This is a genomic window from Pseudomonas sp. CVAP#3 (genome assembly GCF_018986375.1).
Taxonomy (GTDB): Bacteria; Pseudomonadota; Gammaproteobacteria; order Pseudomonadales; family Pseudomonadaceae; genus Aquipseudomonas; species Aquipseudomonas helvetica.
The window spans coordinates 93,502-118,193 of sequence record NZ_JAHMSC010000019.1; the positions used below are offsets into that span (position 1 = coordinate 93,502).

General features: G+C 56.3%; 29 protein-coding genes. 18 read left to right on the forward strand and 11 right to left on the reverse strand.

All coding sequences use genetic code 11. From position 1 onward, the window contains the following. Positions 1–11: 11 nt before the first annotated feature. Positions 12–1,583, reverse strand: a complete 1,572-nt coding sequence (locus KRR23_RS24610; protein ID WP_216744602.1) for a GGDEF domain-containing protein — start codon at positions 1,581–1,583, stop codon at positions 12–14. A gap of 209 nt (positions 1,584–1,792) precedes the next feature. Here KRR23_RS24610 and KRR23_RS24615 point away from each other — a divergent pair, with 209 nt between their 5' ends. Both KRR23_RS24615 and KRR23_RS24620 read left to right on the forward strand, forming a co-directional pair. Beyond that, positions 1,793–2,329: a demethoxyubiquinone hydroxylase family protein gene (locus KRR23_RS24615; protein WP_054596592.1), complete on the forward strand. Its 537-nt coding sequence runs from the start codon at positions 1,793–1,795 to the stop codon at positions 2,327–2,329. Between the two features lie 53 nt (positions 2,330–2,382). Continuing rightward, complete coding sequence (locus KRR23_RS24620) at positions 2,383–3,036, forward strand: HAD family phosphatase (protein WP_216744603.1); 654 nt, start codon at positions 2,383–2,385, stop codon at positions 3,034–3,036. A 97-nt stretch (positions 3,037–3,133) separates the two neighbouring features. Here the strand turns inward: KRR23_RS24620 and KRR23_RS24625 are convergent, their stop codons facing one another. The 3 genes from KRR23_RS24625 to KRR23_RS24635 all read right to left on the reverse strand — a co-directional run bounded on the left by KRR23_RS24625 (position 3,134) and on the right by KRR23_RS24635 (position 5,092). Further along, positions 3,134–3,796: a ribonuclease T2 gene (locus KRR23_RS24625; protein ID WP_103319228.1), complete on the reverse strand. Its 663-nt coding sequence runs from the start codon at positions 3,794–3,796 to the stop codon at positions 3,134–3,136. A 324-nt stretch (positions 3,797–4,120) separates the two neighbouring features. After that, positions 4,121–4,693 (reverse strand): hypothetical protein, encoded by a 573-nt coding sequence (locus tag KRR23_RS24630; protein ID WP_216744604.1) that lies wholly within the window; start codon positions 4,691–4,693, stop codon positions 4,121–4,123. Beyond that, positions 4,694–5,092 carry a hypothetical protein gene (locus KRR23_RS24635; protein ID WP_216744605.1) on the reverse strand — a complete coding sequence of 133 codons (399 nt, stop codon included), beginning with the start codon at positions 5,090–5,092 and terminating at the stop codon, positions 4,694–4,696. Positions 5,093–5,498: 406 nt separating this feature from the next. Between KRR23_RS24635 and KRR23_RS24640 the strand changes: the two genes are divergently transcribed. From KRR23_RS24640 to KRR23_RS29330, 4 genes are all read left to right on the forward strand, one after another. Continuing rightward, on the forward strand, positions 5,499–5,987 hold the full coding sequence (locus KRR23_RS24640) for a hypothetical protein (protein ID WP_216744606.1): 489 nt from the start codon (positions 5,499–5,501) through the stop codon (positions 5,985–5,987). A 211-nt stretch (positions 5,988–6,198) separates the two neighbouring features. Next, complete coding sequence (locus KRR23_RS24645) at positions 6,199–6,669, forward strand: arsenate reductase ArsC (protein ID WP_216744607.1); 471 nt, start codon at positions 6,199–6,201, stop codon at positions 6,667–6,669. A 13-nt stretch (positions 6,670–6,682) separates the two neighbouring features. Next, a complete protein-coding gene (gene arsH / locus KRR23_RS24650; RefSeq protein ID WP_216744608.1) occupies positions 6,683–7,378 on the forward strand; it encodes an arsenical resistance protein ArsH in 696 nt (231 codons plus the stop codon). Between the two features lie 221 nt (positions 7,379–7,599). Beyond that, positions 7,600–7,728 (forward strand): hypothetical protein, encoded by a 129-nt coding sequence (locus KRR23_RS29330; RefSeq protein ID WP_019692699.1) that lies wholly within the window; start codon positions 7,600–7,602, stop codon positions 7,726–7,728. A gap of 138 nt (positions 7,729–7,866) precedes the next feature. Here KRR23_RS29330 and KRR23_RS24655 read toward each other — a convergent pair whose 3' ends face one another. After that, on the reverse strand, positions 7,867–8,127 hold the full coding sequence (locus KRR23_RS24655) for a hypothetical protein (protein ID WP_216744609.1): 261 nt from the start codon (positions 8,125–8,127) through the stop codon (positions 7,867–7,869). Between the two features lie 35 nt (positions 8,128–8,162). Continuing rightward, positions 8,163–8,462: a DUF6124 family protein gene (locus KRR23_RS24660; RefSeq protein WP_216744610.1), complete on the reverse strand. Its 300-nt coding sequence runs from the start codon at positions 8,460–8,462 to the stop codon at positions 8,163–8,165. Between the two features lie 520 nt (positions 8,463–8,982). On the opposite strand from KRR23_RS24660, the gene KRR23_RS24665 reads away from it, so the two are divergent. From KRR23_RS24665 to tal, 7 genes are all read left to right on the forward strand, one after another. Continuing rightward, a complete protein-coding gene (locus tag KRR23_RS24665) occupies positions 8,983–9,198 on the forward strand; it encodes a hypothetical protein (RefSeq protein ID WP_216744611.1) in 216 nt (71 codons plus the stop codon). A gap of 292 nt (positions 9,199–9,490) precedes the next feature. Beyond that, positions 9,491–12,322 carry an amino acid adenylation domain-containing protein gene (locus tag KRR23_RS24670; protein WP_216744612.1) on the forward strand — a complete coding sequence of 944 codons (2,832 nt, stop codon included), beginning with the start codon at positions 9,491–9,493 and terminating at the stop codon, positions 12,320–12,322. A gap of 160 nt (positions 12,323–12,482) precedes the next feature. Further along, positions 12,483–12,842 (forward strand): IS66 family insertion sequence element accessory protein TnpB, encoded by a 360-nt coding sequence (gene tnpB / locus KRR23_RS24675; RefSeq protein ID WP_253912246.1) that lies wholly within the window; start codon positions 12,483–12,485, stop codon positions 12,840–12,842. A gap of 175 nt (positions 12,843–13,017) precedes the next feature. Continuing rightward, positions 13,018–14,013 carry a tRNA dihydrouridine(20/20a) synthase DusA gene (gene dusA, locus KRR23_RS24680; protein ID WP_216744613.1) on the forward strand — a complete coding sequence of 332 codons (996 nt, stop codon included), beginning with the start codon at positions 13,018–13,020 and terminating at the stop codon, positions 14,011–14,013. Between the two features lie 257 nt (positions 14,014–14,270). Then, positions 14,271–14,741: an antitoxin Xre/MbcA/ParS toxin-binding domain-containing protein gene (locus tag KRR23_RS24685; protein WP_019692710.1), complete on the forward strand. Its 471-nt coding sequence runs from the start codon at positions 14,271–14,273 to the stop codon at positions 14,739–14,741. Then, a complete protein-coding gene (locus tag KRR23_RS24690) occupies positions 14,741–15,238 on the forward strand; it encodes an RES family NAD+ phosphorylase (protein WP_216744614.1) in 498 nt (165 codons plus the stop codon). Before KRR23_RS24685 ends, KRR23_RS24690 begins: the two co-directional genes overlap by 1 nt. 229 nt (positions 15,239–15,467) lie before the next feature. After that, complete coding sequence (gene tal / locus KRR23_RS24695) at positions 15,468–16,394, forward strand: transaldolase (protein ID WP_103315312.1); 927 nt, start codon at positions 15,468–15,470, stop codon at positions 16,392–16,394. Between the two features lie 123 nt (positions 16,395–16,517). Here the strand turns inward: tal and rssC are convergent, their stop codons facing one another. Both rssC and rssB read right to left on the reverse strand, forming a co-directional pair. Then, a complete protein-coding gene (gene rssC, locus KRR23_RS24700; RefSeq protein ID WP_054593158.1) occupies positions 16,518–17,000 on the reverse strand; it encodes an anti-sigma factor antagonist RssC in 483 nt (160 codons plus the stop codon). Further along, positions 17,000–18,181, reverse strand: a complete 1,182-nt coding sequence (gene rssB, locus KRR23_RS24705; protein WP_216744628.1) for a two-component system response regulator RssB — start codon at positions 18,179–18,181, stop codon at positions 17,000–17,002. The genes rssC and rssB overlap by 1 nt, the downstream gene beginning before the upstream one ends. 276 nt (positions 18,182–18,457) lie before the next feature. Between rssB and KRR23_RS24710 the strand changes: the two genes are divergently transcribed. Then, entirely contained in the window at positions 18,458–18,757 is a 300-nt protein-coding gene (locus tag KRR23_RS24710; RefSeq protein WP_216744615.1) for a PilZ domain-containing protein, read from the forward strand. Between the two features lie 59 nt (positions 18,758–18,816). Here the strand turns inward: KRR23_RS24710 and KRR23_RS24715 are convergent, their stop codons facing one another. Then, a complete protein-coding gene (locus KRR23_RS24715; RefSeq protein ID WP_216744616.1) occupies positions 18,817–19,506 on the reverse strand; it encodes a VacJ family lipoprotein in 690 nt (229 codons plus the stop codon). A 174-nt stretch (positions 19,507–19,680) separates the two neighbouring features. Between KRR23_RS24715 and KRR23_RS24720 the strand changes: the two genes are divergently transcribed. Further along, a complete protein-coding gene (locus KRR23_RS24720; protein WP_216744617.1) occupies positions 19,681–20,301 on the forward strand; it encodes an HAD family phosphatase in 621 nt (206 codons plus the stop codon). 123 nt (positions 20,302–20,424) lie between these two features. Further along, positions 20,425–20,688, forward strand: a complete 264-nt coding sequence (locus tag KRR23_RS24725; RefSeq protein ID WP_054593163.1) for a DUF4404 family protein — start codon at positions 20,425–20,427, stop codon at positions 20,686–20,688. 251 nt (positions 20,689–20,939) lie between these two features. Here KRR23_RS24725 and queF read toward each other — a convergent pair whose 3' ends face one another. After that, complete coding sequence (gene queF, locus KRR23_RS24730; protein WP_216744618.1) at positions 20,940–21,770, reverse strand: NADPH-dependent 7-cyano-7-deazaguanine reductase QueF; 831 nt, start codon at positions 21,768–21,770, stop codon at positions 20,940–20,942. A gap of 61 nt (positions 21,771–21,831) precedes the next feature. Beyond that, the gene (locus KRR23_RS24735) at positions 21,832–22,389 is read right to left on the reverse strand and encodes a plastocyanin/azurin family copper-binding protein (protein WP_216744619.1); all 558 of its coding nucleotides are present in this window, start codon (positions 22,387–22,389) and stop codon (positions 21,832–21,834) included. Positions 22,390–22,544: 155 nt separating this feature from the next. Here KRR23_RS24735 and KRR23_RS24740 point away from each other — a divergent pair, with 155 nt between their 5' ends. Further along, on the forward strand, positions 22,545–23,225 hold the full coding sequence (locus tag KRR23_RS24740) for a heavy metal response regulator transcription factor (RefSeq protein WP_216744620.1): 681 nt from the start codon (positions 22,545–22,547) through the stop codon (positions 23,223–23,225). Continuing rightward, entirely contained in the window at positions 23,225–24,586 is a 1,362-nt protein-coding gene (locus KRR23_RS24745; RefSeq protein ID WP_216744621.1) for a heavy metal sensor histidine kinase, read from the forward strand. The genes KRR23_RS24740 and KRR23_RS24745 overlap by 1 nt, the downstream gene beginning before the upstream one ends. Positions 24,587–24,692: the final 106 nt, after the last annotated feature.

Genomic DNA, 24,692 nt, shown 5'->3' on the forward strand with positions numbered 1-24,692 from the left:
CCGCCCCTTCATCAGACTTCTGGATGCACGACCACTTCAGGATTCCCTTCCATCGACATCACCACCGTACGGTTTCGACCAAAATTTTTCGCCTGATACAACGCCGCGTCTGCCCGCTCGATAAACACTTCGATGCTATCCCCGTCTTTGGGCACAAACGCATAACAGCCCAGGCTCACCGTCAGATGCCCCGAAGGCGCGCCTGAATGGAAGATGTGCTTGTCCTTGACACTGTGGCGGATCTGCTCGGCAATCGTAAAGGCGCCGTGAATGTCAGTGTCGGGCAACAGCACCGCAAACTCTTCACCGCCATAACGCACCGCCAGGTCGGATTTGCGCAGACAACAACTGTTTACCGCGCGCGCCACTTCCGCCAGGCACTGATCCCCCGCCACATGACCGTAGGCATCGTTGTAACGTTTGAAAAAATCGATATCGAGCATGATCAGGCTCAACGAACTCTGTTGGCGCGCACCCCGTGCAAATTCGATGTCCAGCGCCCGCTCGAACAGCCGACGATTCGCCAACCCGGTCAGGCTATCGTGAGTCGCGATCACTTCCAGCTGCTCTTGCGCAGTCCGCAAATCCGCCTCGATAAGCTCACCATTGCGAACCTGCAGCACAAATACCCAACCGAACAAACCCACTCCGAGCACCACCAGGGCGACGACGACGCTGGATTGATAGGCGTTGGCGTACCAGCCCCGAAGAATCGTCTCCTTCGGGGTCGCCGCGGCAACCACCAGCGGGTAGGCGTCCAACTGACGATAGCCATACAGCCGGATCACGTTATCCACCACCGAACGGATCATCCCATTGCCGAAACTGGCATGGGGCAAGTACTTCTGGAAAATATCCCCATGCGCCAGCGACTCGCCTATTCGCGCTTCCTCGAACGGTCGCCTGGCCAGCAGCGTACCGTCCGACAACGCCAGAAACATCACGCCGTTGTCATCAATGCTGAAGCTCTTGAAGAACTGATCGAAGTACGACAGCTTGATCCCGGCCAGCAGCACGCCCTGGAACTCGCCATGCTGGTCGTTTATCCGCCGGGAAATCGGAATGATCCACTCGCCATTCTGCCGGCTACGAATTGCCGGCCCGATGTGCGCGAGCAAGGTAGGATTCTGCTGATGGAACTTGAAGTAGTCGCGATCGGCCACCCCCCCGCGACGCGGCAAGTCATCAAACGATGTCACCACCCACTGGCCGTTTTTATCGAACAGAAACAGCCCGTGTAACTGCTCGAGCGCCTGCACCCGACGTGCGAAAATCTGTTGCAGCCGCGGGTTCTGCACTACGCCAAAACCCTCTGCCTGAATCCAGTCGACCAGGCTGGTCATCACCAGGTCCGCGCTCAAAAACGTGTCCTGCGCCTGCTGCGCCATCGCCCGCGTCAGGTTCGACGAAGCCACCTCAGCCAACGACAAATCGTAGCGCCTGGACTGTTCCAGTTGCAGGTAAAGCAAACCACACAAACACAGGCAAACCGCCGCAACAAACATCATCGCAGCCTTGCGCAGCGGCAGGCGTTTAAGCGGGCCGCCGGGGGTGTAATGAGGGTCGTGAATGGGGGTAGGCAAAAGCGTCATCCTTGAAGGGTAAGGCATGAGCAAAAGCCCAGATCCCTTAATGGCGGGGGAGCTTAGCCTACAGGGGTGATGAGGAGCAATTGTGGTGCGAGTCATAACCCCGCTTCTTGTTTTCTCCTGTAATGTTCAACGCATTTGTTGATGCTCGTTTGAAACGCCAATGCTTCCCACCAATACTGCCCTGTGAGTGTCCACGCCCGATGAAATATAAAGACAGCACCGCATCGCTAGACACCGCCAGAAAGATTCTCAAGGTGAACCACGCCGGGGAATTCGGCGCTATCAACATTTACCGATCGCAGATCTTTGTTTCGCGCCTGCTACGCAAAGACTACGTGCCTCTTCTGGAAAGCTTCATGGAAGACGAAAAACGTCACATGAACCGGTTCTGGGAAGAGATACAGCGCCGCAACGGCATCAAGTGCAAGAGCTACTGGCTCTGCGGCGCCGGGGGCTGGTTCATGGGTTTTATCTCGGCACTGCTAGGCAAAAGCGGCGTCATGGCCTGCACCTGGGCCGTGGAATCGGTCGTGGTGAGCCATTTGAAAAACCAGCTCTCCTACCTTGAAAGCCGGAACGACCTGGCGGCCTATGAAACGGTCCAGTCGATTCTGGAAGATGAGGAAAACCACCGCGATACCGGTCGAGTCGAGGGCGGCAGCGCGCTGTTGTATGGGCCGTTCAGATGGATGATCAGTTTGTTTACGGAGGGTGTCATTCGGTTCGGGATGCGGTAAAAACAGGGGGTTCTCTAAAACCGTCTACACAAGCCAATCCATGGAGGAAAAGCATGAACACTCTGAACCGCCCGACAACCATCGACACCGTTGTATTCGATCTCGGCAATGTCCTGATTCGCTGGAACCCAAGAAACCTCTACCGAAAAATCTTCGGCAATGACGTACAGGCCATGGAGACCTTTCTTTCCGAGGTCTGCCCTCCCGAGTGGAACGAGCGCCAGGATGCAGGCCGGTCGTGGCAGGAAGGAATCGAGGAAGCCATCGCGCGGCATCCGTCACAAGAGGCGCTGATTCGTGCGTACCACGAGCGCTGGGAAGAGACACTCGGCGGCGTGCTGGAAGAGAGCGTGCAGATCCTCGATGAACTGCACGCCAAAGGCGTCCGCCTGCTGGCCCTGACCAACTGGTCCGCCGAAACCTTCCCGATTGCCCTTCAGCGCTTTCCCTTTCTGCACACATTCGAGGGCATTCTGGTGTCCGGCGAAGAAGGCCTCATCAAGCCCGACCCGGCGATCTTCCAGCTACTGAAATCTCGCTACCGGTTCGAAGGTCAGCATGCGGTGTTTATCGATGATCACGCGCCGAACATCGCAGGCGCACGCCAGGAAGGCTTCAATGCGCTGCAGTTCACCAGTGCCGCGCAACTGCGCATAGACCTGGCAGCGCTGGGGTTGCCGGTGCAGGCACTGAGCGAGCCGGCATAACGAACCGACAGGCAACACATTACAAGGCAACGAACACACAAAAATGGGCGACCGAAGTCGCCCATTTTTTATGCCAATAAATCGACAACGATCCCGATCAACGCATTGGCGGAACCCGAATATCACCCGCTCGACACTGACTTTTCACGCCCTTGCCGCAAGACCCGAACGACAAGTCCTTACCCAGGCACACTCGCACCTCTGACAACTCGGGTCCGTTGCAGACAATCGCGATGCCATTCTCTGGAATCCCGGGATTGCTCTGACGGAACATCTGCGCAATTTCCTGCGCCGGGAAGTAGATCTCGGTGCTCAAGGGTTTCAGCTTGTCCGGGATCTTCACCGTGCCAACCGCCTTATCCGCCATATCCAGATAACCCGAGGCGCCAAGACCGCTGCACGTGCCGTGTTTTGACCATTCATGCTGAAGCAATTTTGGCGTCACAAACAGCGTCAGGCCTTGTTTTTGCTCCGCTGGCGACAACGGCACCATCGGCGGACACGACTCCGGCCAACCGCCCTTGGCGTACTGCGGCCAGAGACCGTGGAGCACAAAGCCATAGCCTTTGCCCGAGCATTGCGGGTTGTTCTGATGAGTCAGGCAAAACGTCGGCGACCAGGACAGCGTCAGCAGGTAGTAATCAAACACCCCCGCCACCGACTCGGTCTGCTGCTTATCGCGATGGGACCGAGCGTCACTCATGCCGACGCTGCCAATCGTCAGCGCAAAGAGCGCAACCAGTGCATACAGTTTTTTCATTAACCCTCTCCCCGGAGGCGAATCGGTTGGTTGCCTCATTGTCGAGCTGACTTTTAATGCCAGCACGATTCTGCTCACACGGACATTTCAACCACCTGTTGCTCACAACAGGTTGTACATGCCGCGCCTATAGAAAAGCACAATGCGGTGAATTCGGTAGGATACTTAACGCAACGAAGAGTAACGCAACTGCCATGGCGGCATGGGAAATACAGCACATAAAGGACCGGCCACTCCTGACTTACAGACATGAGTGACCGGCCCCTTTTCCTTATGGCGTATACGCCATTAAGTGTTCAGGTGTATGAAATCACCGGGGCAATATTAACTATCATTGCCCAATGCCTGTTGCCTGGCATTTTTTTCATTCATACGTTCTGGCGTTGCATTGAGTTCCAGATCGAACTGCCGCTGTACCGCATCTTGATCGTAGAAACATCCAACCCAGTAGTTATCCGGCTCGCCAGTCGACATCGCCTGGAGCGTTCGGTCGTCCATGACCTTACGGAAATCGTTGGCCTCACCGCCGCTGCCGGTATTCGCCAGTTGCAACTGCTGAGCGGTTGTCCGGATATCCACACCGGGTTGAGTGGACGGCACCCGTAGGTAAAAACTACGATGGTCGTTCATCACCGCCACCGACGAACTTACGTTACCAAAGGACAGCGCAGGTTCGATGGTCCAGGCCAGACCGCCCCACGGTTCGAACTCCGACACTGCGGTCAGCGTCAGCTCTTTGCGTTCAACCAGACCGTTGAAGACCACAACGTCTTGCAAAGAGGCCGTGCAGTGCGTCAAACGCTCGATCAAATCCCGCTGATCCAGCGGCTGAGCGTTTACGGCCAGGCTCGCGAAGGCGGTGAACGCCAACACTGCCCAAGAGGATTGAACACGCACTTACGGCTTGAACACGCAGTCAGTCAGGGCCATGTATTCCGACCCCATCGTCATCGCCAGTACGCACACCGCTTTAAAGTCGGTACCGACCTCCATCGCGTCCATCTTGCTCGACTCGTCCGCGTCAAAACCCGTCAGTCTTGCCAGTACTTCATCAGAATCGGCAAGACCGGCCTCCATCACGGCATCGCCGGAGAAGTTCTTCGAAACGCCGAGAACGCTGCCGGAAATCAGAATCTCTTTCTTGAACTGCGGCATGTTCATGGAGGACTGATTGTGCTCAAGGTAGCTGTCATACAACTCCCCCAAGTCAACCTTCTCAGGAGCCGAGGCACAGGCGAGGCTCGCCACCAATACCAACCCGAGGGACGCGATGGATTTCACACTTTGCTTGATCATATTTAAAGTTTCACACGTATGTTAACCGATGAGATCGGTAGGCCAGATATCATTCCTTGAGCTGAATACGAGTTACTCTATCCAGTGACTCACTAACATCAACAACTCCGATTGCTACTCTATCGATAGATATAAATAGAACAGACACCTGCAAAGTACGCAGTAACTTTCAATCGAGTTTTAGTTCGACTCTCGAAAAGTCGAGCGCGGAGTTTACAGGACAACAGCAGCGCCCTTCAACCAAGCTTCCGACAGGAAAACAGGACAATAGCCACAGCTTCCCGCCGTAAAAACACAGTCCAATCGCGCTTTTTTCTCTGAGCTTTTTTCGGTCTGGTCATCGCATGCCCAGGTGAAGTACCTTGATGTGGCATCGCTAAAATTCACACCACGATAGGGAATCGGAATGGGTAAGGCAGATGAGCTCGCTACAAAACTGAAACAGAAACAACAAACCCGTGCGGACGCGGAAGCCTGCGCAGACACGGCGATTGAGCATTGGCCGATACAGGTCTATGCGATGTACCACCAGCTTGAAGCATGGCTGGAGCCACTGACCGAAGCTGGCTTGAACATTCGCCGCATCCCCACACACGTTATCGAAAACCTCCCCTCCGGCGAGACCTTCAACTACGCCATCGACAAACTGCTGATCGAGGGCAACCACCACAGCATCACCCTCGACCCCATCGCGCGTTTCGTCATTGGCGGCATGGGCCGTGTCGATATCCTCTGCAAAGGCCAAGAGCAGTATTTACGCCGGACCGAGACCGTACACGGTGAAGCGCATTGGCAGATCCAGACGATCCCGCGCAGCGGACAACCTCGACCGGATCCGGTCGAACTCAATGAGGACAACTTTCTCTCGGTGATACAGGAAGGTCTGGAGCTCTAAAGCAGAGCGCCACGCAGGGAAGAATTGCGGTGTGTCACCCTTCCCTGCCGATCCCGAAAAAATGGGCGACCCGTTGCGGTCGCCCATTTTCGTTTCAGCCAAGAAATCCACTCCCTGATGTCACTCACCGCGCTTTACCTGATATCCGACAATCCGTATATTCGCCAAACCATATATTTACCCCCCGGCCCGGCGCCCTACGGAGAAATCGATGAAAGTCCTGTTCATGTGCACGGCCAACAGCTGCCGCAGCATCCTGTCCGAAGCCATGTTCAACCACCTCGCCCCGGCAGGTTTCGAGGCGGTGAGCGCCGGCAGCTTTCCCAAAGGCCAGGTCCTGCCACGCAGCCTGACCACCTTGCAGGCCGCCGGCATTGCCACTGACGGGCTGAGCAGCAAGGGCAACGACGCCTTTGCAGACAGCCCGCCAGACATCGTCATCACCGTATGCGACAAGGCGGCCGGCGAAACCTGCCCGGTGTATTTCGGCCCCGCACTCAAGGCCCATTGGGGGCTTGAAGACCCGTCCGACGTCAGCGGTAGCGAAGAACAAATCACCGCCGCCTTCAGCGCCACACTGGCGACCATCGAAACCCGTTGCCGCGCCTTCCTCCAGTTGCCCTTCGAACGCCTCGACACCGCGGCACTCCAGCGCGAACTCGAGCGCATCGCCACCCTTTAGCCTGGAGCGCCGCATGAGCGATCAACTGCCAAACCTCGACTCGCTGCTGTCCGACACCCTGCACCACGCCGCAGTCGACAACCCCAAGCCACGCATATTGCTGCTCTACGGCTCGACCCGCCCGCGCTCATTCAGCCGCCTGCTGGTGGAAGAAGCGGCCCGGTTGCTGGAACACTTTGGCGCCGAAACGCGGATCTTCAACCCGTCCGGCCTGCCGCTGCCGGACGACGCGCCCAGCGACCACCCGAAAGTCCAGGAACTGCTGACGTTGATGCAGTGGTCCGAAGGACAGGTGTGGTGCTCGCCGGAACGCCACGGCTCGATGTCCGCCGTGTTCAAGGCGCAAATAGACTGGGTGCCGCTGGCGATGGGCGCCGTACGCCCGACCCAAGGCAAAACCCTGGCCGTGATGCAGGTCTCGGGCGGCTCGCAGTCGTTCAACACCGTCAACCAACTGCGCGTGCTGGGACGCTGGATGCGCATGTTCACCATCCCCAACCAGTCCTCCGTGCCAAAGGCCTTCATGGAGTTCGACGATCAAAACCGCATGAAACCCTCCGCGCTCTACGACCGCGTGGTCGACGTGATGGAAGAACTGCTGAAATTCACCCTCCTGCTACGCGACCGCCCCGACCTCGTCGACCGCTACTCGGAGCGCAAGGAAAGCGCGGAGGAACTGAGCAAGCGGGTTAATCAGCGTTCGATATAAAGCCTCGAAATAAACAAGGAGCGACTGCAATGGCCGCTCCTGCACACTTTCTACAACTTCTGTAACACTTTAACTATTCACACCCCGCCTCCGATCACATTCTTTTACATCTAAGGTACAGTTTCTTAACAATTGCATTCCTCTCGTTGATTAGCATGGACACACCTTATGCGAACTCAGGGACGTCGCTATTCCAACGGATGCCTTATGAAGGAAAGCAAATGCCTACTGAGCAAATCATCATCCTTGTTGCCGTTACAGTCATCGGTCTTGTTTGGGCAGCCAGGAGAGATCTAAAAAATCGAAAGAAAGAACAGGCCACAAAAGAGGCCAATGAGAGCGTAGATTGACTGTCGGTTACTTTCAAAAATAACCAGACAGATATAGTAGGCACTTCAAAAAATAATAATCTGCCCGTCAATACGCTACAGCCTTATAAACAGGTCGACGATTGACAAGGGGCGACCGTTGCGGTCACCCCTTTTCGTTTACCGCTGCAATCGTCGCCCGATCACATCCATCACGTCACACCCATCGCGCAACGGAATCGCCAACACCCGCGCGAAGTCCTGCATCAGCAACGCATCACGGCCAAGCCCCTCGCCCAGGGAAAGCGTTTCCAGCAGTTGCGTCACGCTGCGAATGCGGTACGCCGCCGTGTCGTGCAGCACATCGACCGGCGCTTCGGTATCGATCAACAGCGACGCAATTGTGCAGTCAATGCCGGTGATCGGCATGTATCGAGCCATGGCAAAACCTCCAGTGAATGAATCAGCGTGAGCACTCAGTGACGAACCGCGGACGAAACCCCGGACGCCGCATTCGGCGTGTCGAAGTGCTCCAGTGCGCGGTTCACCAACAACTCGCTGAGTACCACCAGTTGCTGCATGGCCAACGCCACATGGCGGCGCGAACCTTCGAGCTCGAAGGCCAGGTCGGTGGTCATGGCGTTTAGGGATGCGAGGGTTTCGGAGGCGTGGATTAGCAGGGTTTCGGTGTCGACGTTGGGGGCGATGGTGAAGACGTGGGTGGTGGGGTCGGAAACGGTTGAGGTTTCGGGGGGATTGGGGGGGATCTTTTTCATGAGTGAAGCTCCTTTAGCAATTCAGTGAACCGCCAATCTCACTTCCACATGAGGGTGGCAGCTGTACGCAGGTGTGGAAGACCGGGGCTAAAGGAACCCGGCGCACTCGGGAGTGCCCCGCGCACAGCCGCCATAACACGACAATGTTGGCATAAAAAAACGCCGACATGTGTTTATGGGCGCTTGGGCGCCTTTAGCTATAGAACGGACTTCCACATCCGGCCGCTGATTTTGCAGCGACTGGGGAAGGCTATCTGTGAGGTGACTCGTTGCAAAGCGGCTAGAACCGATGCGGATTGCAGGAAATGTCCGATGCTGGTGTGGTGCGCTGGACACTGGATTCAATCGTAAAAAATTTGCTCTGCTTGTTCGCCGTCGCACTCCCTCAACGCCCCGTCGACACTGGCTAATCCGCTGCAACCAATTCACTTTGTAGCGATTTCTAAGCAAGCTGTAATAACTGCCTGACAGCGGCACTGCCGGTACTATGCTTGTACTTTTCTCGAAAGGAGTCGACGCCATGTCTGATGAATATTCGCTGTCAGATGTGCTGGAGAGGATCGACCACAACCAGCTGGCTCTGGAGGCGGCCTTGATGGAGTTAACATTGCGGGTCGAGCAGACGGACTCAGTAGAGGTTGGTCAAAACGTCCGAGGGGCACTGGAAACGATTGGTGAAAACGCGGGATATATCAAGCAGGGCTTGGCGCGATTAAGAAAAATGGAAAAGGACTAGCTTGTGACCGGCCTTCTCAATCGCAACTAACGGCTGTGGATTCAACCGGTCGTTCGTGAGTGAGACCCAAAGCGGCCACTGCAGAAAAATAAATTTGCCCCCATTTCCGGACCCGCGCTGGCGCCGCCGGCCACTCTGCACTAATGTTCAATCACTCGGCCTGAACCACTCAACGGGCTGCTCGACGCTCCATATTATTGCTACCACTACCGATAAATTCAGCGTCACCTCACTCAGGATTATCGGGGCACGACGTTAATCTCGTATAGGTCAGGTGGAGTATAAAAATAACATGCAGGATGTCCGCCCAAACCCAACGCTTCGTCTGGATTATTGTGTCGAACGTCCGATATTCATGGACTTCTTACAGCATGCGAGACGCTCGCCTGATGCAATTGCTGTAATCTCTCAAGACGCGACTTGCAGCTATCGTCAGCTTGAAGAGATAAGCCAGGGCATTGCGTCCTTCTTGATTGGAAATGGCGCTACCGAATCCGACCAGATTGTTATTGTTTCGAGTCGCTGTGCGGGGTTGGTCTATGCAATGCTCGGCGCGTCCCGTGCCGGATTGACGTTCACAGTTGCCGACAATGCATATCCACCTGCGCGCGTAGGTCAAATCATTCGAGCGCTTCAGCCTACCGTTGTTCTGCTATGCGGTGAGGCTACAGTCAATCTCAATCTCGAGCACTTTGAGCCAAGGGCAGAGAGTTCCTATCCGCGGGTCGTCAGAATTCCGGAAATTCCCACCGAATCACTGCATGAGTTCGCCTTTGATCAAAGGGTTTTGCCAGAAGTCGACCCTTGTCATCCGGCGTATATCACATTTACATCGGGCAGCACTGGCGAACCGAAGGGAATTGCGACACATCATGCGCCTTTGGTTCATTTTATTGAGTGGCATACCAAGCGTCATTCGTTATCTAAAGACGATTGCTTTTCCTTGCTTTCCGGGCTTGGTCATGACCCTGTATACAGGGACGTATTTACGCCTCTCTCCATTGGCGCGAAAATTATCTGTCCGGCACAGTCAACCGTCATAGATCCTTCGGCTTTGGCGGCGTGGATACATAAGAATGGAATATCCGTTATTCACCTTACGCCCCCTCTGGGAAAACTTATTGAAACTGGAGCAAAAATCAATGAACTAAAATTCAACGTTCTGCGATACCTGTTTTGGGGTGGAGATGCATTAAGCAGTACGTTATATGAGCAAATGCGCGTCGTTGCACCAAATGCCGTTAGTGTCAATTTTTACGGCACGACGGAAACTCCGCAGGCAATGGCGTACCATCAGGTCGACCCTGAAACCAATAATGCCAAGATTCCACTTGGCAAAGGAATTGAAGGCGCACAACTGCTGGTCGTGGATGACTCAAATAAATTGGTCTGCGAAGGAGAGGTCGGAGAAATTCTTATACGCAGCCCCTATTTGTCGCTGGGTTATTGGGGTGACATTGCGCTAACCAGGGAAAGATTTGTTGTGAATCCATTTGCGAATGTCGAGGACGACATTTGCTATAGAACCGGCGACCTTGGCACTTATCTTTCAGATGGCAGTGTCATCTTTCTGGGCCGAGGCGACAATCAGATCAAGATTCGGGGTCATCGAATTGAGCTTACTGAAATTGAAGGCGCAATATCACGGCATCCCCGAATCAAACAGTGCACTGCTCTGGCCGTCAATGACAGTTCGATCGTAAAGCTGGTTGCATATTGCATTTCAATAGAGCCTGTTTCATCTGTTGAATTGCGTGAATATGTCAGTAATCGACTCCCGGAATATATGGTACCGGCGTTGTTCGTTTTTCTGGACGCTATTCCACTTACGCCGAATGGAAAAATTGATAAGCGGGCGTTGCCTCTGATTGTCAGTAAGACGGATGCGGCTGCCGTACACTCGCGCCAGGCTCTATCGCCGCTCGCGCTAAAACTGGCGGATGCATGGTCTGAAATACTCGAAGTCCCGCGCGCCGATGCAAACTTATCGTTCGTGGAGCTGGGTGGGGATTCACTCTCGTTTGTTCAGGCGTCAATGGTTCTTGAAGAACTTATTGGCCACCTGCCAGATCAATGGGAAATGACGTCAATATGTGATCTTTGTGAGCTGGCCAACAAACCCAAGGTTTCGAAGCTGTCAGTTCGGGCAATGGAGGTTCCCGTTTTTTTACGCGTAACATCTATAATGCTTATTGTTGTCGCGCATTTTAATATTTTTTCAGAATGGCAGGTTTCAGGCGAAACAACGGTATTGTTTATAATATCCGGCCTCAGCCTGGCAAGATTTCAATTTAAAACCATAAGTGACCGTGGCAACGTGCGCACGCTTGTAAAGTCCGTTGTCAGTATCGCCGCACCGACAATACTTTACACTATTTTGATTCAGATGCTGTTCGATAGGATTCACTGGCAAACATTGTTGCTGATTTCGAATTGGTTCTCACCGAACCTCATAGACAACTTTGCGTATTGGTATATTGAAGTACTCGTGCAAATGATAATAATCATTGGGTTCGCCCTGTCGTTCGAGCGCGTTAGAAAAACAGTAACTTCCGACCCCTTTCGTTGCCTTGTCATTGCATCATGCGTATTGGCAGTGGCTGGCGTCATGATTAACGCGTACTTGTTTGATGCTGCAGAGCTTTATAACAGAGTACCACAGCACTACCTTGCGATCATGGTGCTCGGAATGGCAATTAACTATGCGAATTCAAGAATTCAAAAGTTGATCGTCAGCGCGGTTGCTGTCATTGTGTTGGGCGGGCAAGATATTCTGGCAATCTTCAACCATGGATTGCACGAATTTGCAATGAAGGAATATATTGACATGGCCGTGCCTGCCGTTCTCGCGTTGATTTGGATCCGGTCTATTCCCGTACCAGGCATCATCGCGCGGGGACTCGCATTAATAGCATCGTCAACGTTGTTTATTTATTTGACGCACTTTCAGTTTCAGTCCCTGGCCCGTCATATCGTTGACCAGCCGGCGCTCGCGGTAGTCTTTGCCATAGTCGGAGGAATTGGGGTTCGTTATGCCTGGAACAAGGGAGTTCGAATTGTTTTAATGCGTTTGAATGGAGGAGGAAAGAAGAGCAGTTCGGATACGATCGAGCGAGTTTCGTGACTGTGATTATTCCTGCGCTTCATGCCAACTGGCACTGCTTCGTACGTACCGGCTACTATCACTTGCGGTACGACCGTAAGCGCTCCATAAACCCCACATTCAAAGTCACCATCTGATCCCCGATGCTGTGCTCCCGATTCCTTTCCGGAGCCGGCACCTCATGATGCGTCCCGACGTAAAAGTCGAAAAAGTCTATCTCTACCCCAAGCCCGTCGACTTCCGAAAATCCATCGATGGCCTCGCCGCTCTGGTCGAACTGGACATCAAGGTCGCGGTGTTTGACCCGGTGCTTTTCGTGTTCCTCAACAAGCCTCGAAACCGAGTGAAGATTTTGTATTGGGAGCGCAACGGCTTTTGCCTTTGGCTAAAGCGGCTGGAGTCCGAGCGCTTCAAAACTTCGCCGGATTGTTCGGATGAAGCCATCGTGCTGACGGTTCAAGAACTCAACTGGTTACTGGACGGTTTTGATTTGTGGCGCAACCGTCCGCATCAAGTTTTGACGCCTCGATTCGTCGCCTGATTCGGTATAATCCAGAAAAAATGGGGACAGATCTATTTTCTCGCAGCAATTCAGCCCTGTCCCCACCATGCCCTCACCCAACTGCCCGAACAACCACTACTAGACTCACTTCAGCTCCACAACCCTATTCCTGATAAACTCCTCACCTCCCAGCCTCACCAATTCCAGATCCCTGATGCCCGCACCCATCGCTACACCTACGCCCCTCTCCCGCCGCTTCTCCGTCGCCCCGATGATGGATTGGACCGACCGACATTGCCGTTTCTTTCTGCGCCTGCTCTCCAAGCACGCTCTCCTCTACACAGAAATGGTCACCACCGGAGCTCTGCTCAACGGCGATCACGAGCGCTTCCTGCGTCACAACGAAGCCGAGCATCCACTCGCGTTGCAGTTGGGTGGCAGTGTCCCGGCCGACCTGGCCGCGTGCGCGCGCATGGCGCAGGAGCACGGTTACGACGAGGTGAACCTCAACGTCGGCTGTCCGAGTGATCGGGTGCAGAACAATATGATTGGTGCGTGCCTGATGGCGCATCCGGTGTTGGTGGCGGAGTGTGTGAAGGCGATGCGCGATGCGGTGTCGATTCCGGTAACGGTGAAGCATCGGATCGGGATCAATGGGCGGGACAGTTACGCGCAGTTGTGTGATTTCGTCGGGACGGTTCGGGATGCGGGGTGCACGAGTTTTACCGTGCATGCGCGGATTGCGATTCTGGAGGGGTTGTCGCCGAAGGAGAATCGGGACATTCCACCGCTGCGCTATGACGTGGCGGCGCAGTTGAAAACGGATTTCCCGGAACTGGAGATTATTCTCAACGGCGGGATCAAGACGCTGGAGGCCTGTCACGAGCATTTGCAGACCTTTGACGGGGTGATGCTGGGTCGTGAGGCGTATCACAATCCTTATGTGATGGCTGAGGTCGATCAACAACTGTTCGGCAGCACGGCGCCAGTGATTTCGCGGGCCGAAGCGTTGGCACAGTTGCGGCCTTATATCGCTGCGCACCTGGACGCTGGCGGTGCGATGCACCATATCACTCGGCATGTGCTGGGCTTGGGCACCGGTTTTCCGGGGGCGCGCAAGTTTCGGCAGTTGCTGTCGGTGGATATTCATAAGGCTAAAGAGCCTTTGGCGTTGCTGGATCAGGCGGCGGAGTTGTTGGAGGGGCGCTAGCCCGCGACGGCAAGCAGATCATTACACGATGGTAGCCACGTTTTACTGCTGCGTAAGTCAGATCACGCGGACAGGCGCGGTAGGAATCAGCCTTCGCCGGGCGGCTTCCTCCAACATTATCGAAAATTGGGCCGTAGTCAGCCGCTGGCAGCTTGCGGCCCTATCTCGGCGCTCTTGGTTCCCTCAATCCAAAAATTCGCCACTCTCGCCATATGGCCCTATACTTTCGCCAAATGGCACGCGCGAGGTAGCCTCCCATGACAGCTCAAGTCGAAACACATCATTACCAATCTCAGGATCCAACCAAGCCGCTGCAGCTATTATTTGGTAGCCGGCCACCCCACGCGCGAACTGCATTCGAGGTTCATGAGCTCATCGAAAAAGGGTTTCCTTCAGATGTGGTGATCAGCTTCGTTCAGTCCATCAATCGATTCAAAGACAAGCAGGTTTTCGTCAAAATCATTGGAATTTCTGATCGCACCCTTCAACGCCGCATCAAGAACCCGGAGCCGCTGACGTCCGAGCAAAGCAGCAGTGCCTGGCGGTTAGCCAAGATATTCAGTAAAGCAGAGGAGGTTTTTGGTGACCGGCAGGAATCGGCGAACTGGATGGTAACGCCCGCGCTTGGGCTTGAGGGGCGCGCACCAATGGATTTACTGACCACTCAGGTGGGCTTTGAGTTGGTCGATGACTTCCTGACCCGTATGGAATATGGAGTCTATTCTTGATGGGCTTACCGCTTGGAAGCAAGGAGGTATACCTCTGGAGACTGGACCGCAAGGAGCACTCTGCGACATGGTTCAGTGGGATCGGCGCAGAATTGGGTGGTGGTCGATGGAATTCGAAGGGAGTAAAAGCGGTATATAGCTCTGCCGATCCTTCTACGGCCATCCTTGAAGTCGCCGTCCATAAAGGCTTTCGTGCGCTCGATTCGGTCCCCCATGTACTGACTGGCGCACGCGTTATCGATCTATCCCATGTGCATCGCGTGACTCCTGACGATGTCCCAAACCCGAACTGGCTGGTACCGGGTACACCTAGCCTTGGCCAACAGAAATTCGGAGATGATCTATTGGCGCTACACCCGTTCATCCTGATTCCATCGGCAGTCTCTCGACATAGCTGGAACATCATAATGAATCCAGATTTGGCTGAAGGGTTGTTTGAGGTTGTCCGGCAAGAAAGATTTGCCCTCGATACGCGCTTGAACCCGCCAGTTCGCTGACTAGCCTCCCATTAGGGACAACTCGGATCGGCAGCTTCTCTCTTGCCGCTACCCGTCACCTCCTTTGAACCTGTAAGCCATTTCAGCATCGTATTTAACGGATAGCGCCGGGCCTTTCAAACGCCTGTTCTCAGGTTGTTGCCGCCCAGGCCGTTGTTACGCATTTGCGCCCTTGAGTGGCTGTCAGCGCTCGGGTAATGTCAACAGACCCACAGGATAGAGCACGCTCATGACTTCCAAGCTGGAACAACTCAAACAATTCACCACCGTAGTGGCCGATACCGGCGACTTCGAGGCAATCGCTCGCGTTAAACCGGTGGATGCCACCACCAACCCTTCCCTGCTGCTTAAAGCGGCGGCCATTCCTGCATACGCCAATTTGCTGAACGCCTGTGTCAGCGACTGCAAAGGCGACGTGGGCCTGGCCAGCGACCGCTTTGGGGTCGCGGTCGGTCAAGAGATTCTGAAAGTGATTCCGGGGCGTATTTCCACTGAAGTGGATGCGCGCCTGTCGTTCGACACTGACGCCGTCTTGAAGCGCGCGCACCGTCTGATCGAGCTGTACGAAAAGGCCGGCATTGGCCGCGACCGCGTGCTGATCAAGATCGCCTCCACCTGGGAAGGCATCCGCGCCGCCGAGAAGCTGGAACGCGAAGGTATTCAGACCAACCTGACGCTGCTGTTCTCTTTCGCCCAGGCGGTTGCTTGTGCCGAGGCCGGGGTGTTCCTGATTTCGCCGTTCGTGGGCCGCATCTACGACTGGTACAAGAAGGCCAACGGCAACGACTACACCGGTGCCGATGATCCGGGCGTGCAGTCGGTGACTCGCATCTACAACTACTACAAGGCCAATGACTACAAGACTGTGGTCATGGGTGCGAGCTTCCGCAATCTGAATCAGATCGAGCAACTGGCCGGCTGTGATCGCCTGACCATCAGCCCGGACCTGATCGAGAAACTGGCGGCCGACACCGGCAAGCTGGAACGCAAGCTGGCGCCGGGCCACTCCGGCGAAGCGCGTCAGAGCCTGACGGAAGCGCAGTTCCGCTGGGCGTCGAACGAGGACGCCATGGCGACCGAGAAACTGGCTGAAGGTATTCGTCAGTTCGCGCGCGACCAGGAAAAGCTTGAGGCGCTGCTGCAAGCCAAGCTGTGATCTGATCCGGGCAAGCGCAAAAAGGGCGAACCCTCACAGGTTCGCCCTTTTTTGTGCGCTGATTTTAGGGCTGATTCGCAACCCAACGGGAGCAAGCTCCCTCGCCACAGGTCCAGCCTTGCCTCAGTGACGCTCCAGGGCGTTCACCAAGTCATGGAATGCTTCGCGGTTGGAGTCGTTCAGGCCCATGAGGATCTTGTGCGCTTCCAGCACCTTGATCCGCACCACTTCTTCGGACTGATCCTGGTCAGGCAGGTCGGTCAGGCATTCCGGGCACGGAATCGGGCGGTCAACGATGTTGAACACCTGCTCGAAGCCCATGGACTCCAGCAACCGCGTGATGTCTTCGTGGGTGGTGACGACGGTCGGCAGCAGGCCGACCTTTTGCCGCGACATGATCGACAGCTTGGCCAGCAGGCCCAGCGTGGTGCTGTCGATGCTGCGGGTTTCGGTCAGATCGATCACGATTGCGTTGAAATTCAACGCGCTGAAGATCCGCTCAATAGTCGCATCCAACGCCGAACACAGGGTCAGGCGAACTTCACCGACGAACTTCAGGACGAAGGTGCCGTCCTGCTCGGCGAACTGGATTCTACCGGTACTCATTAAAGATTCCTGCTCAACACCAACAGGGCGATATCATCCGGCATCTCCCCTAGCGTGGCCAATCCAAAAACCTGCCGCAAGCCATCCAGGCTGCCGCCCGCCGTTCTTACCCGTTCAGGTAAGGCAGCCTCTTTCTCTTTGAGTGTAGGTTCTGGCAAAAGGTCCAGAATGCCATCGGACATCAGCGTCAGGCTGAACGTCGGTGGCAGCTCGATAACATGGTCTTCGTAGGTGGCTTCATTGAACAAGCCCACCGGCAGGCCGCGCCCTTCGAGATAACCCACACTGTCTGGCGTGTACAACACTGGCAACGGCAGGTGTCCGCCGATGCTGTAGGTCAACAAACCCGTCTCCTCGTCGATGACTCCACCGACCATCGTGACATGTTTGCCCAGCTTACAGCTGATCAGCCCTCGGTTGATATGACCAAGGACCTCTGAAGGGGTGAATTCCGGCAAGGTGCCGTTGCGCTTGGATTCGAACAGCAAGCGCGTGGTCATGAATTTCAGCAGCACGGTCACGAATGCCGATGAAGCGCCATGGCCCGAAACGTCCGCCAGGTAGAAGGCTACCCGGCGCTCGTCGACCCGAAAGTAGTCAACGAAGTCGCCCGACAGGTACAGAGACGGGATGATCTGGTGCGCGAACTTGAACTCGTCGATCGTCCAGGGACTGACCGGTAGCATGTTCATCTGCACCTGGCGCCCGGCGTTCTGGTCTTCCTGCAACAGGTTCAGGCTGGCTTCGAGCTCGCGGTTGGCGGTTTCGAGTTTTACCCGATAACGCTGGTTTTCCAGCAGCAGGCGCGCACGATCCAGGGCCCGGCGCACGGAGTGCTCGAGTACGGCCAGATCTTCCAGCGGCTTGATCAGGTAGTCCGCGGCGCCCAGACGCAAGGCCTCGACGGCGTCGTTCATCACGCCGGCACCCGACACCACGATCACCGGCGTTTGCGGCGAAAGGTCGGTGACCTGACGAATGAGTTCAAGCCCGCCCATCTGCGGCATGCGCAGATCGCAGATCACCAGATCGGGTTGGTTTTTCTTGAAGACCTGAAGCCCCTGCTGGCCATTGCTGGCCTGAAGGACGCTGAACCCACTGTCTTCCAAATAGGCCGCGAGACTCGCGCGTACTACTTCGTCGTCATCGATTATCAGCAGCGTGGCACTGGTTTTTTGCATGTGGGCAAACGGCGCCAGAATTAGGTTGGCGTAGCTGGCAGGGCATTCGGCCCGGCACACACTACTGGATTCGCTTTCTAGCCTCTCTGTCGCACCGCTTTCGAGCATTTGCCCTACAAGCGTGTTCATCAGAGGTGCCCTTCTAAGGCGCAGACGGTACTCCCATCCGCGAGGCGTTTCAAGCTCACGCCGATGGTCATCAGGCGTCTTTACATCGCAAATCACCGGGAGTTATAAGAACAGCCAAAACCGCAACACAATGGAAGGGTCGAGCCTATGAGCCAAACCGATCGTGACTACAGTGAAAAGCGCGATTACATCCGCATGCGGGTCGATGCGGACGTCACATTGATCCACGCCGGCGATTTGATTCCAGCCGTCTGTATCGACCTTTCCAGCAGTGGTATGCAGGTTCGGGCGAGCCGTTCGTTCCAGGTGGGCGACAAGCTGAATGTGCGCATCGATTCCGAACACGCCGCGCTCAAGGGCCTGGAAGCCGAGACCGAAGTGGTCTGGATCACTCAACAGGACACTGACGGCCAGAAACTTGGGCTTACAATCCTGAAAATGAATTGAGCACGAATAGAAACAAGGAAGGCGGCCAAATGGCCGCCTTCTTGTTGTGCAGGTGACGATTAAAAATCGTCTTCAACCTTGCCGTCTTTAACTTTGAATTCGCGGTTCTGCAGATAAGCGTTGCGAATGAAGGTGTATTTGTCGCCAGTGATCAGCTTCTCGGCCGACAACAGGCTGGCACGGGTGTCGATTACGCTCATGCCGTACGCCATGTTGCGCGCCGGAATGTCGTTCATGTAGCGGTAGGGTTGGGTGTAAGTGTCGACGTACTTGGACGGTGCATCACGCAATGTGCTTGGGCCGAAGAACGGCAGCATCACGTAAGGGCCGCTAGGCATACCCCAGTAGCCAAGGGTCTGACCGAAGTCTTCGTCGTTGCGGTGCAGGCCCATTTTGGTGCCCACATCGAAGAACCCGGCCAGGCCGATGGTGGTGTTCATCAGCACGCGAGCCGTATCGACGCCAGCGGCGCGCGGCTTGGCCTGCAAGATGTCGTTGGCCAGGTTGCCGACGTCACCGATGTTGCGGAACATGTTGTGAATGCCGTCCGAGAGAAACGTCGGCGTAATGAACTGATAGCCCTGAGCAATCGGCTTCAAGGCGTAGGTGTCCAGTACATCGTTGAACTTGTAGATCGGGCGGTTAACGCTTTCCCAAGGGTCATCTTCCGACGCGGCCTGGGCAGCGAACGGAACCAGCAACACGCTGGCACACACACATAGTCGAGCTAGACGATTGCTCCAGCGCATAGAAAAACTCCTTGGACCGTACTGGCGCGGGCCTCAATACCCGGGCGATAAGCGCGCTAGTATAAGACGGATAAGTATTTTTAGGCAGCCACCCGGAAAACGCCGATTCATCCCGATGTCACTCAACTGTCATGGTCCGTCCATAACCTCTAAGGTTATTTCAGGGACGTCGAAATGCCTCACGCCCAAGCCCTCCCCCACAGCATTCCCAACCCGACCGCAGTGCTCTTCGGTCTCAGCGGCTGCCTGGTGGATTTCGGCGCCTGTAGCCGTCAGAACAATAACGACGCGGCCGAACGGGCACACCTGACACCGGGCGCTCTGGAAGCACTGCACAGCCTGCAACTTCAAGGCATTCCGTGCGCCTGGCTCGACGAGTTGCCGCACGCGCAAAGCCACGCCCTGGCCACTTCGCTGCCGGACTGGATCACCGCCAGCCCACACACGCTGAATGTCGGGCAATGGCCTTCCCCCGATGCGTGCTGGCAAGCATTGATGGCGCTGAACATCGATCGCCTGGATGGCTGCGTACTGGTCAGCGGCGAACCGCGCTTGCTGCAATCGGGCCTCAATGCCGGGCTCTGGACCATTGGCCTGGCGTCCTGTGGCTCACTCTGCGGGCTGGCGCCCAGTGAGTGGCAAGCCTTGAGCCAGCAAGAGCGCGAGCTCAAACGCGGCAAGGCGACCCTGCAACTGTTCAGCCTCGGCGTGCATTCGGTGATCGATCATCTGGGCGAACTCGGCACTTGCCTGTCAGACATCGGCCTGCGCCGACACAAGGGTGAAAAGCCCTGATGGGCCGTTCTTGATCAAGATCATGCACTTCGCTCGCCAGTGGATTAATCTAAAGGTCAGATGCAGACCTTTGGCCCATCGCTGCGGTCTATGCCAGTGCCTATCGATAAAAGGAAGAACGCCATGCCTGCCCGCGAACTGCAAGAACAGCTCAACGCCCTGCGCGAGCAACTGGAGCAGAACCCACCGCTCACGCTGGAAGAACGTGAACACCTGCAAGAACTGATGCAGAAGATTGAGGCGCAGATCAAACTCGAAACCGCGACGCAGGACAGCAGCCTGGCGGACGGCGTCAACCTTGCCGTGGAGCGTTTTGAAGTGGACCACCCGGCGCTGGCCACCGTGTTGCGCAACATCGTGCAGACCCTGGGCAACATCGGAATCTGACCCTGCGAATGCAAAAAAGCCCCGCTAGCGATAGCGGGGCTTTTTCATTTTCGCGGCCAAAACAACGCTTAACAACCACCGCCCCCCATTGTGGCGAGGGGGCTTGCCCCCGCTGGGTCGCGAAGCGCCCCCAAACCAGCCGCCTAAATTTTTCGGGGATACCGCATCGAATGGTTTACGACTGCTTCGCAGCCGAACGGGGCGGTGCGGCGTTCCGACAAGCCCCCTCGCCACAGAACAGGTGCCTGATTTTACTGGCGGACCAGACGGTGGTTCGGCAGTTGTACTTCTTCAGTGCTGCGATACGGGTTGATATCCAGCCCGCCGCGACGCACGTAACGCGCATACACGGTCAGTTTTTCCGGTTTCAGCAAGCGTTGCAGGTCGAGGAAGATCCGTTCTACGCACTGCTCGTGGAAGTCCGAGTGCTGGCGGAAGCTCACCAGATAAGCCAGCAGACTGGCGTGATCCAGCGCAGCGCCACGGTACTCGACCGCGACACTGCCCCAGTCCGGCTGGCTGGTGACCGGGCAATTGGATTTGAGCAGATGGCTGTGCACGCTTTCTTCAACGATGCGCGAATCGTCGCAACGCAGCAGTTCCGGGCGCGGATGCTCGTAGTTGCTGACGCTGATATCCAGATCATCGATGCACACGCCCGGCAGCGCTACAACGCCTTCAGCCTCGACCTCGCTCAAACTGCGAATACGCACGCCCACCGGCTTGCCCGCAGCCGCCGACAAATCGCTCACCAGCGTGGCTTCAAGGCTTTGGGTATTGGCGAACGGCGTCTGGTTCAGCGAGTTCAGGTACAACTTGAACGACTTGGATTCGATGATGTTCGGCGAGTCCGCCGGGATGCTGAATTCGCCGATGGCCACCACCGGCTTGCCCGATGGCAGCAGCCAGGACAGTTCAAAGCAGTTCCAGAAATCCACGCCCTTGTACGGCAGGGTTTGCGCCGTCAGGCCCAGTTCGGCCCATTTCGCGGTGCGCGGGATCGGGAACAGCAAGGACGGCGTGTACGTGGCGATGTATTCGCTGGATTTGCCCAGCGGCGAATGTTCGGCTGCGGGATGCATGGCGGAAACCTGACTAAAGAATCAGCGGATTCTACCAGCCTTTGCTCCCGCCTTTGAGTGCTTACTGACTGACAGTCAATTTGCCGACCATACCCGCCTGATAGTGGCCGGGAATATTGCAGGCGAACTCCAGATTGCTGGCTTTCTTGAAGGTCCAGGTCAATTCGGTGGTTTTGCCCGGTTCAATCAGCACGCTGTTCGGATCATCGTGCTTCATGCTCGCGCCGTGATCTATGCCTGGCATCGAGTTGTGATCCATGCCCGCCATCGAACCGTGGTCCATGGGAGCGCTTTTCATCATGGTCGGGGTGAGCATGCCGCCCTGTTGCATTTTCAGCATTTCCTGTTGATGTGCAGCATGCATCGCCGCATCACCCAGGTTGAACTCGTGCAGTAACTGGCCTTTATTGATCAGTACAAAACGCACCGTCTCACCGGCTTTGATGTCCAGCGTCTTGGGCGTGAACGACATATCGCTCATGACGATTTCGACGCTGCGCGTAGCCTTCGCCGCCGGGGCCGGCGTGCCGAAGTCGTAGGTCTGTGCCGGCGAGGCCCTTACGGAAAAACTCAACACCAGCAAACAGCCAGCAAGCACCAATCGATGATGCAAAAACATGATCACCCTCCAACAAGATAAGGTTCAGCCTGTGGGAAACTCTACTGTTGCGCCCCTGCCAGCCAGCTGACGGCCAGATTACAACTTTGTAAGGTTGCACTGCATCGCCGCCCGCCACGGTATAACGCACCTGTTCCATTGACCTCGAGTTGCCCATGAAATTGCTGATCGTCGAAGACCAACCGAAAACCGGCCACTACTTGCGCCAAGGCCTGACCGAGGCCGGCTTCAACGCCGAACTGGTGGCCGACGGCAACACCGGCCAGCACCTCGCGCTGACCGGTGATTACGCCTTGCTGATTCTCGACGTGATGCTCCCCGGCCGTGACGGCTGGCAGATTCTGCAAGCGGTACGTAACGCCGGCCTGGACATCCCGGTGCTGTTTCTCACCGCCCGCGATGCCGTGGAAGATCGGGTTCATGGTCTGGAACTGGGCGCCGACGATTACCTGGTCAAGCCTTTCGCCTTTTCCGAGCTGCTGGCCCGCGTGCGCAGCCTGTTACGTCGTGGCAGCGCGGCACCGCAAGAAACCAGTCTGCAACTGGCCGACTTGCGGCTGGACCTGATTCGCCGCCGGGTCGAGCGCAGCGGCCAGCGCGTCGACCTGACTGCCAAGGAATTCGCCCTGCTGGAACTGCTCTTGCGCCGCCAGGGCGAAGTGCTGCCCAAATCGCTGATCGCTTCCCAGGTCTGGGACATGAATTTCGACAGTGACACCAATGTCATTGAAGTGGCGATCCGCCGGCTACGCCTGAAGATCGACGACGACTTCCCGAACAAGTTGATTCATACCGTACGCGGCATGGGCTACGTGCTTGAAGAGCGTCCCGCCTGATGCGCCGCCTGTCCCTGAGCGGCCGTCTGGCACTGTTGTTTGCCGCCTGTACGGCGGTGGTTTCATTGTTCGCTGGTGTGCTGTTCAGCCGCGCCAGCGAGACGCACTTCATTGAGCTCGACCAGCAATTGCTCGACGGCAAGCTGATCGCCCTGCGCAGTGTCTTGGCCGGCGCCGACGACCCGCAGTTGTTCGCCGAACGAAAAGCCGGACTGCAGGATGAAATGAGCCATCAGCCAGACCTGGCATTGCGGGTGCGCGGCGCCGATGGTCGCGTGTGGTTCGACAGTGCCGCGAACCTCCCCGACGACTTGCCAACCCGCTCCGGTCTTCACAGCTTGCACAGCGCCGACACGGCGTATCGGGTCTACAGCGCCGCGCTGGAGCCGGGCAAGACCGATTCCGCGCAGCTGATTCTGATGCTCGACATCACTCACCATCAGCACTTTTTGCAGCGCATGCAGCATTTGATCTGGCTGACCGTCGGCCTGTCGGCGCTAGCCACCGCGCTGCTCGGTGCGTGGGCGGCGCGCAGTGGTTTGCGGCCGTTGCGGCGCATGAGTGAAGTGGCCGCCGGGGTGTCCGCCAGTTCGCTGACCCAGCGCCTGCCCGAAGATCAAATGCCCGCCGAGCTCGCCAATCTGGCTCACACCTTTAATGCCATGCTCGGCCGTCTCGACGACTCGTTCCAACGTCTGTCAGCCTTCTCCGCCGACATCGCCCACGAACTGCGCACGCCGTTGTCGAACCTGCTGACCCACACTCAGGTCACCCTCACCCGCCCGCGCGACTTGGAAGATTACCGCGAGGCGCTGCACAGCAACCTCGAAGAGCTGCAATGGATGGCGCAGCTGGTCAACGACATGCTGTATCTGGCCAAGGCCGATCACGGCTTGCTGACGCCAAAACGCGAACCGCTGCAACTGGCCGAGGAAGTGGATCTGTTGCTGGAGTTTTACGCACCATTGGCCGAAGACGCACGAGTCAAGCTGACCCGTCTCGGCGACGCCAGCCTCAATGGCGACCGCAGCATGTTGCGCCGCGCCCTCTCCAATCTGCTGGACAACGCGCTGCGCTTCACCCCGCCAAACGGTGAGGTTCAGGTGCGGATTGTCGATGAGCCAAAGGGCTTGAGCCTGAGTGTTGAAAACAGCGGCGGGGGGATTTCTGAAGAGCTGTTGCCGCGATTGTTTGACCGGTTCTACCGCGCAGACCCGGCGCGCCATGAAGGCAGTAGCGAGCATGCAGGGTTGGGGCTGGCGATCACTCAGTCGATCATCCGCGCCCATGGCGGGACAATTCGTTGCGAATCAGGCCAGGAGTGGACACGGTTTTTGATGGAGTTGCCGAAGGGGGTTTGAGGCCAGACTGGCTCAGTGTTCGTTCCCACGCTCTGAACTGACCCCCAAATGTTGGACACAACCTTTGGGGGTGTCATGGGGAAGTACACAGAGCAAGCAAAACTCG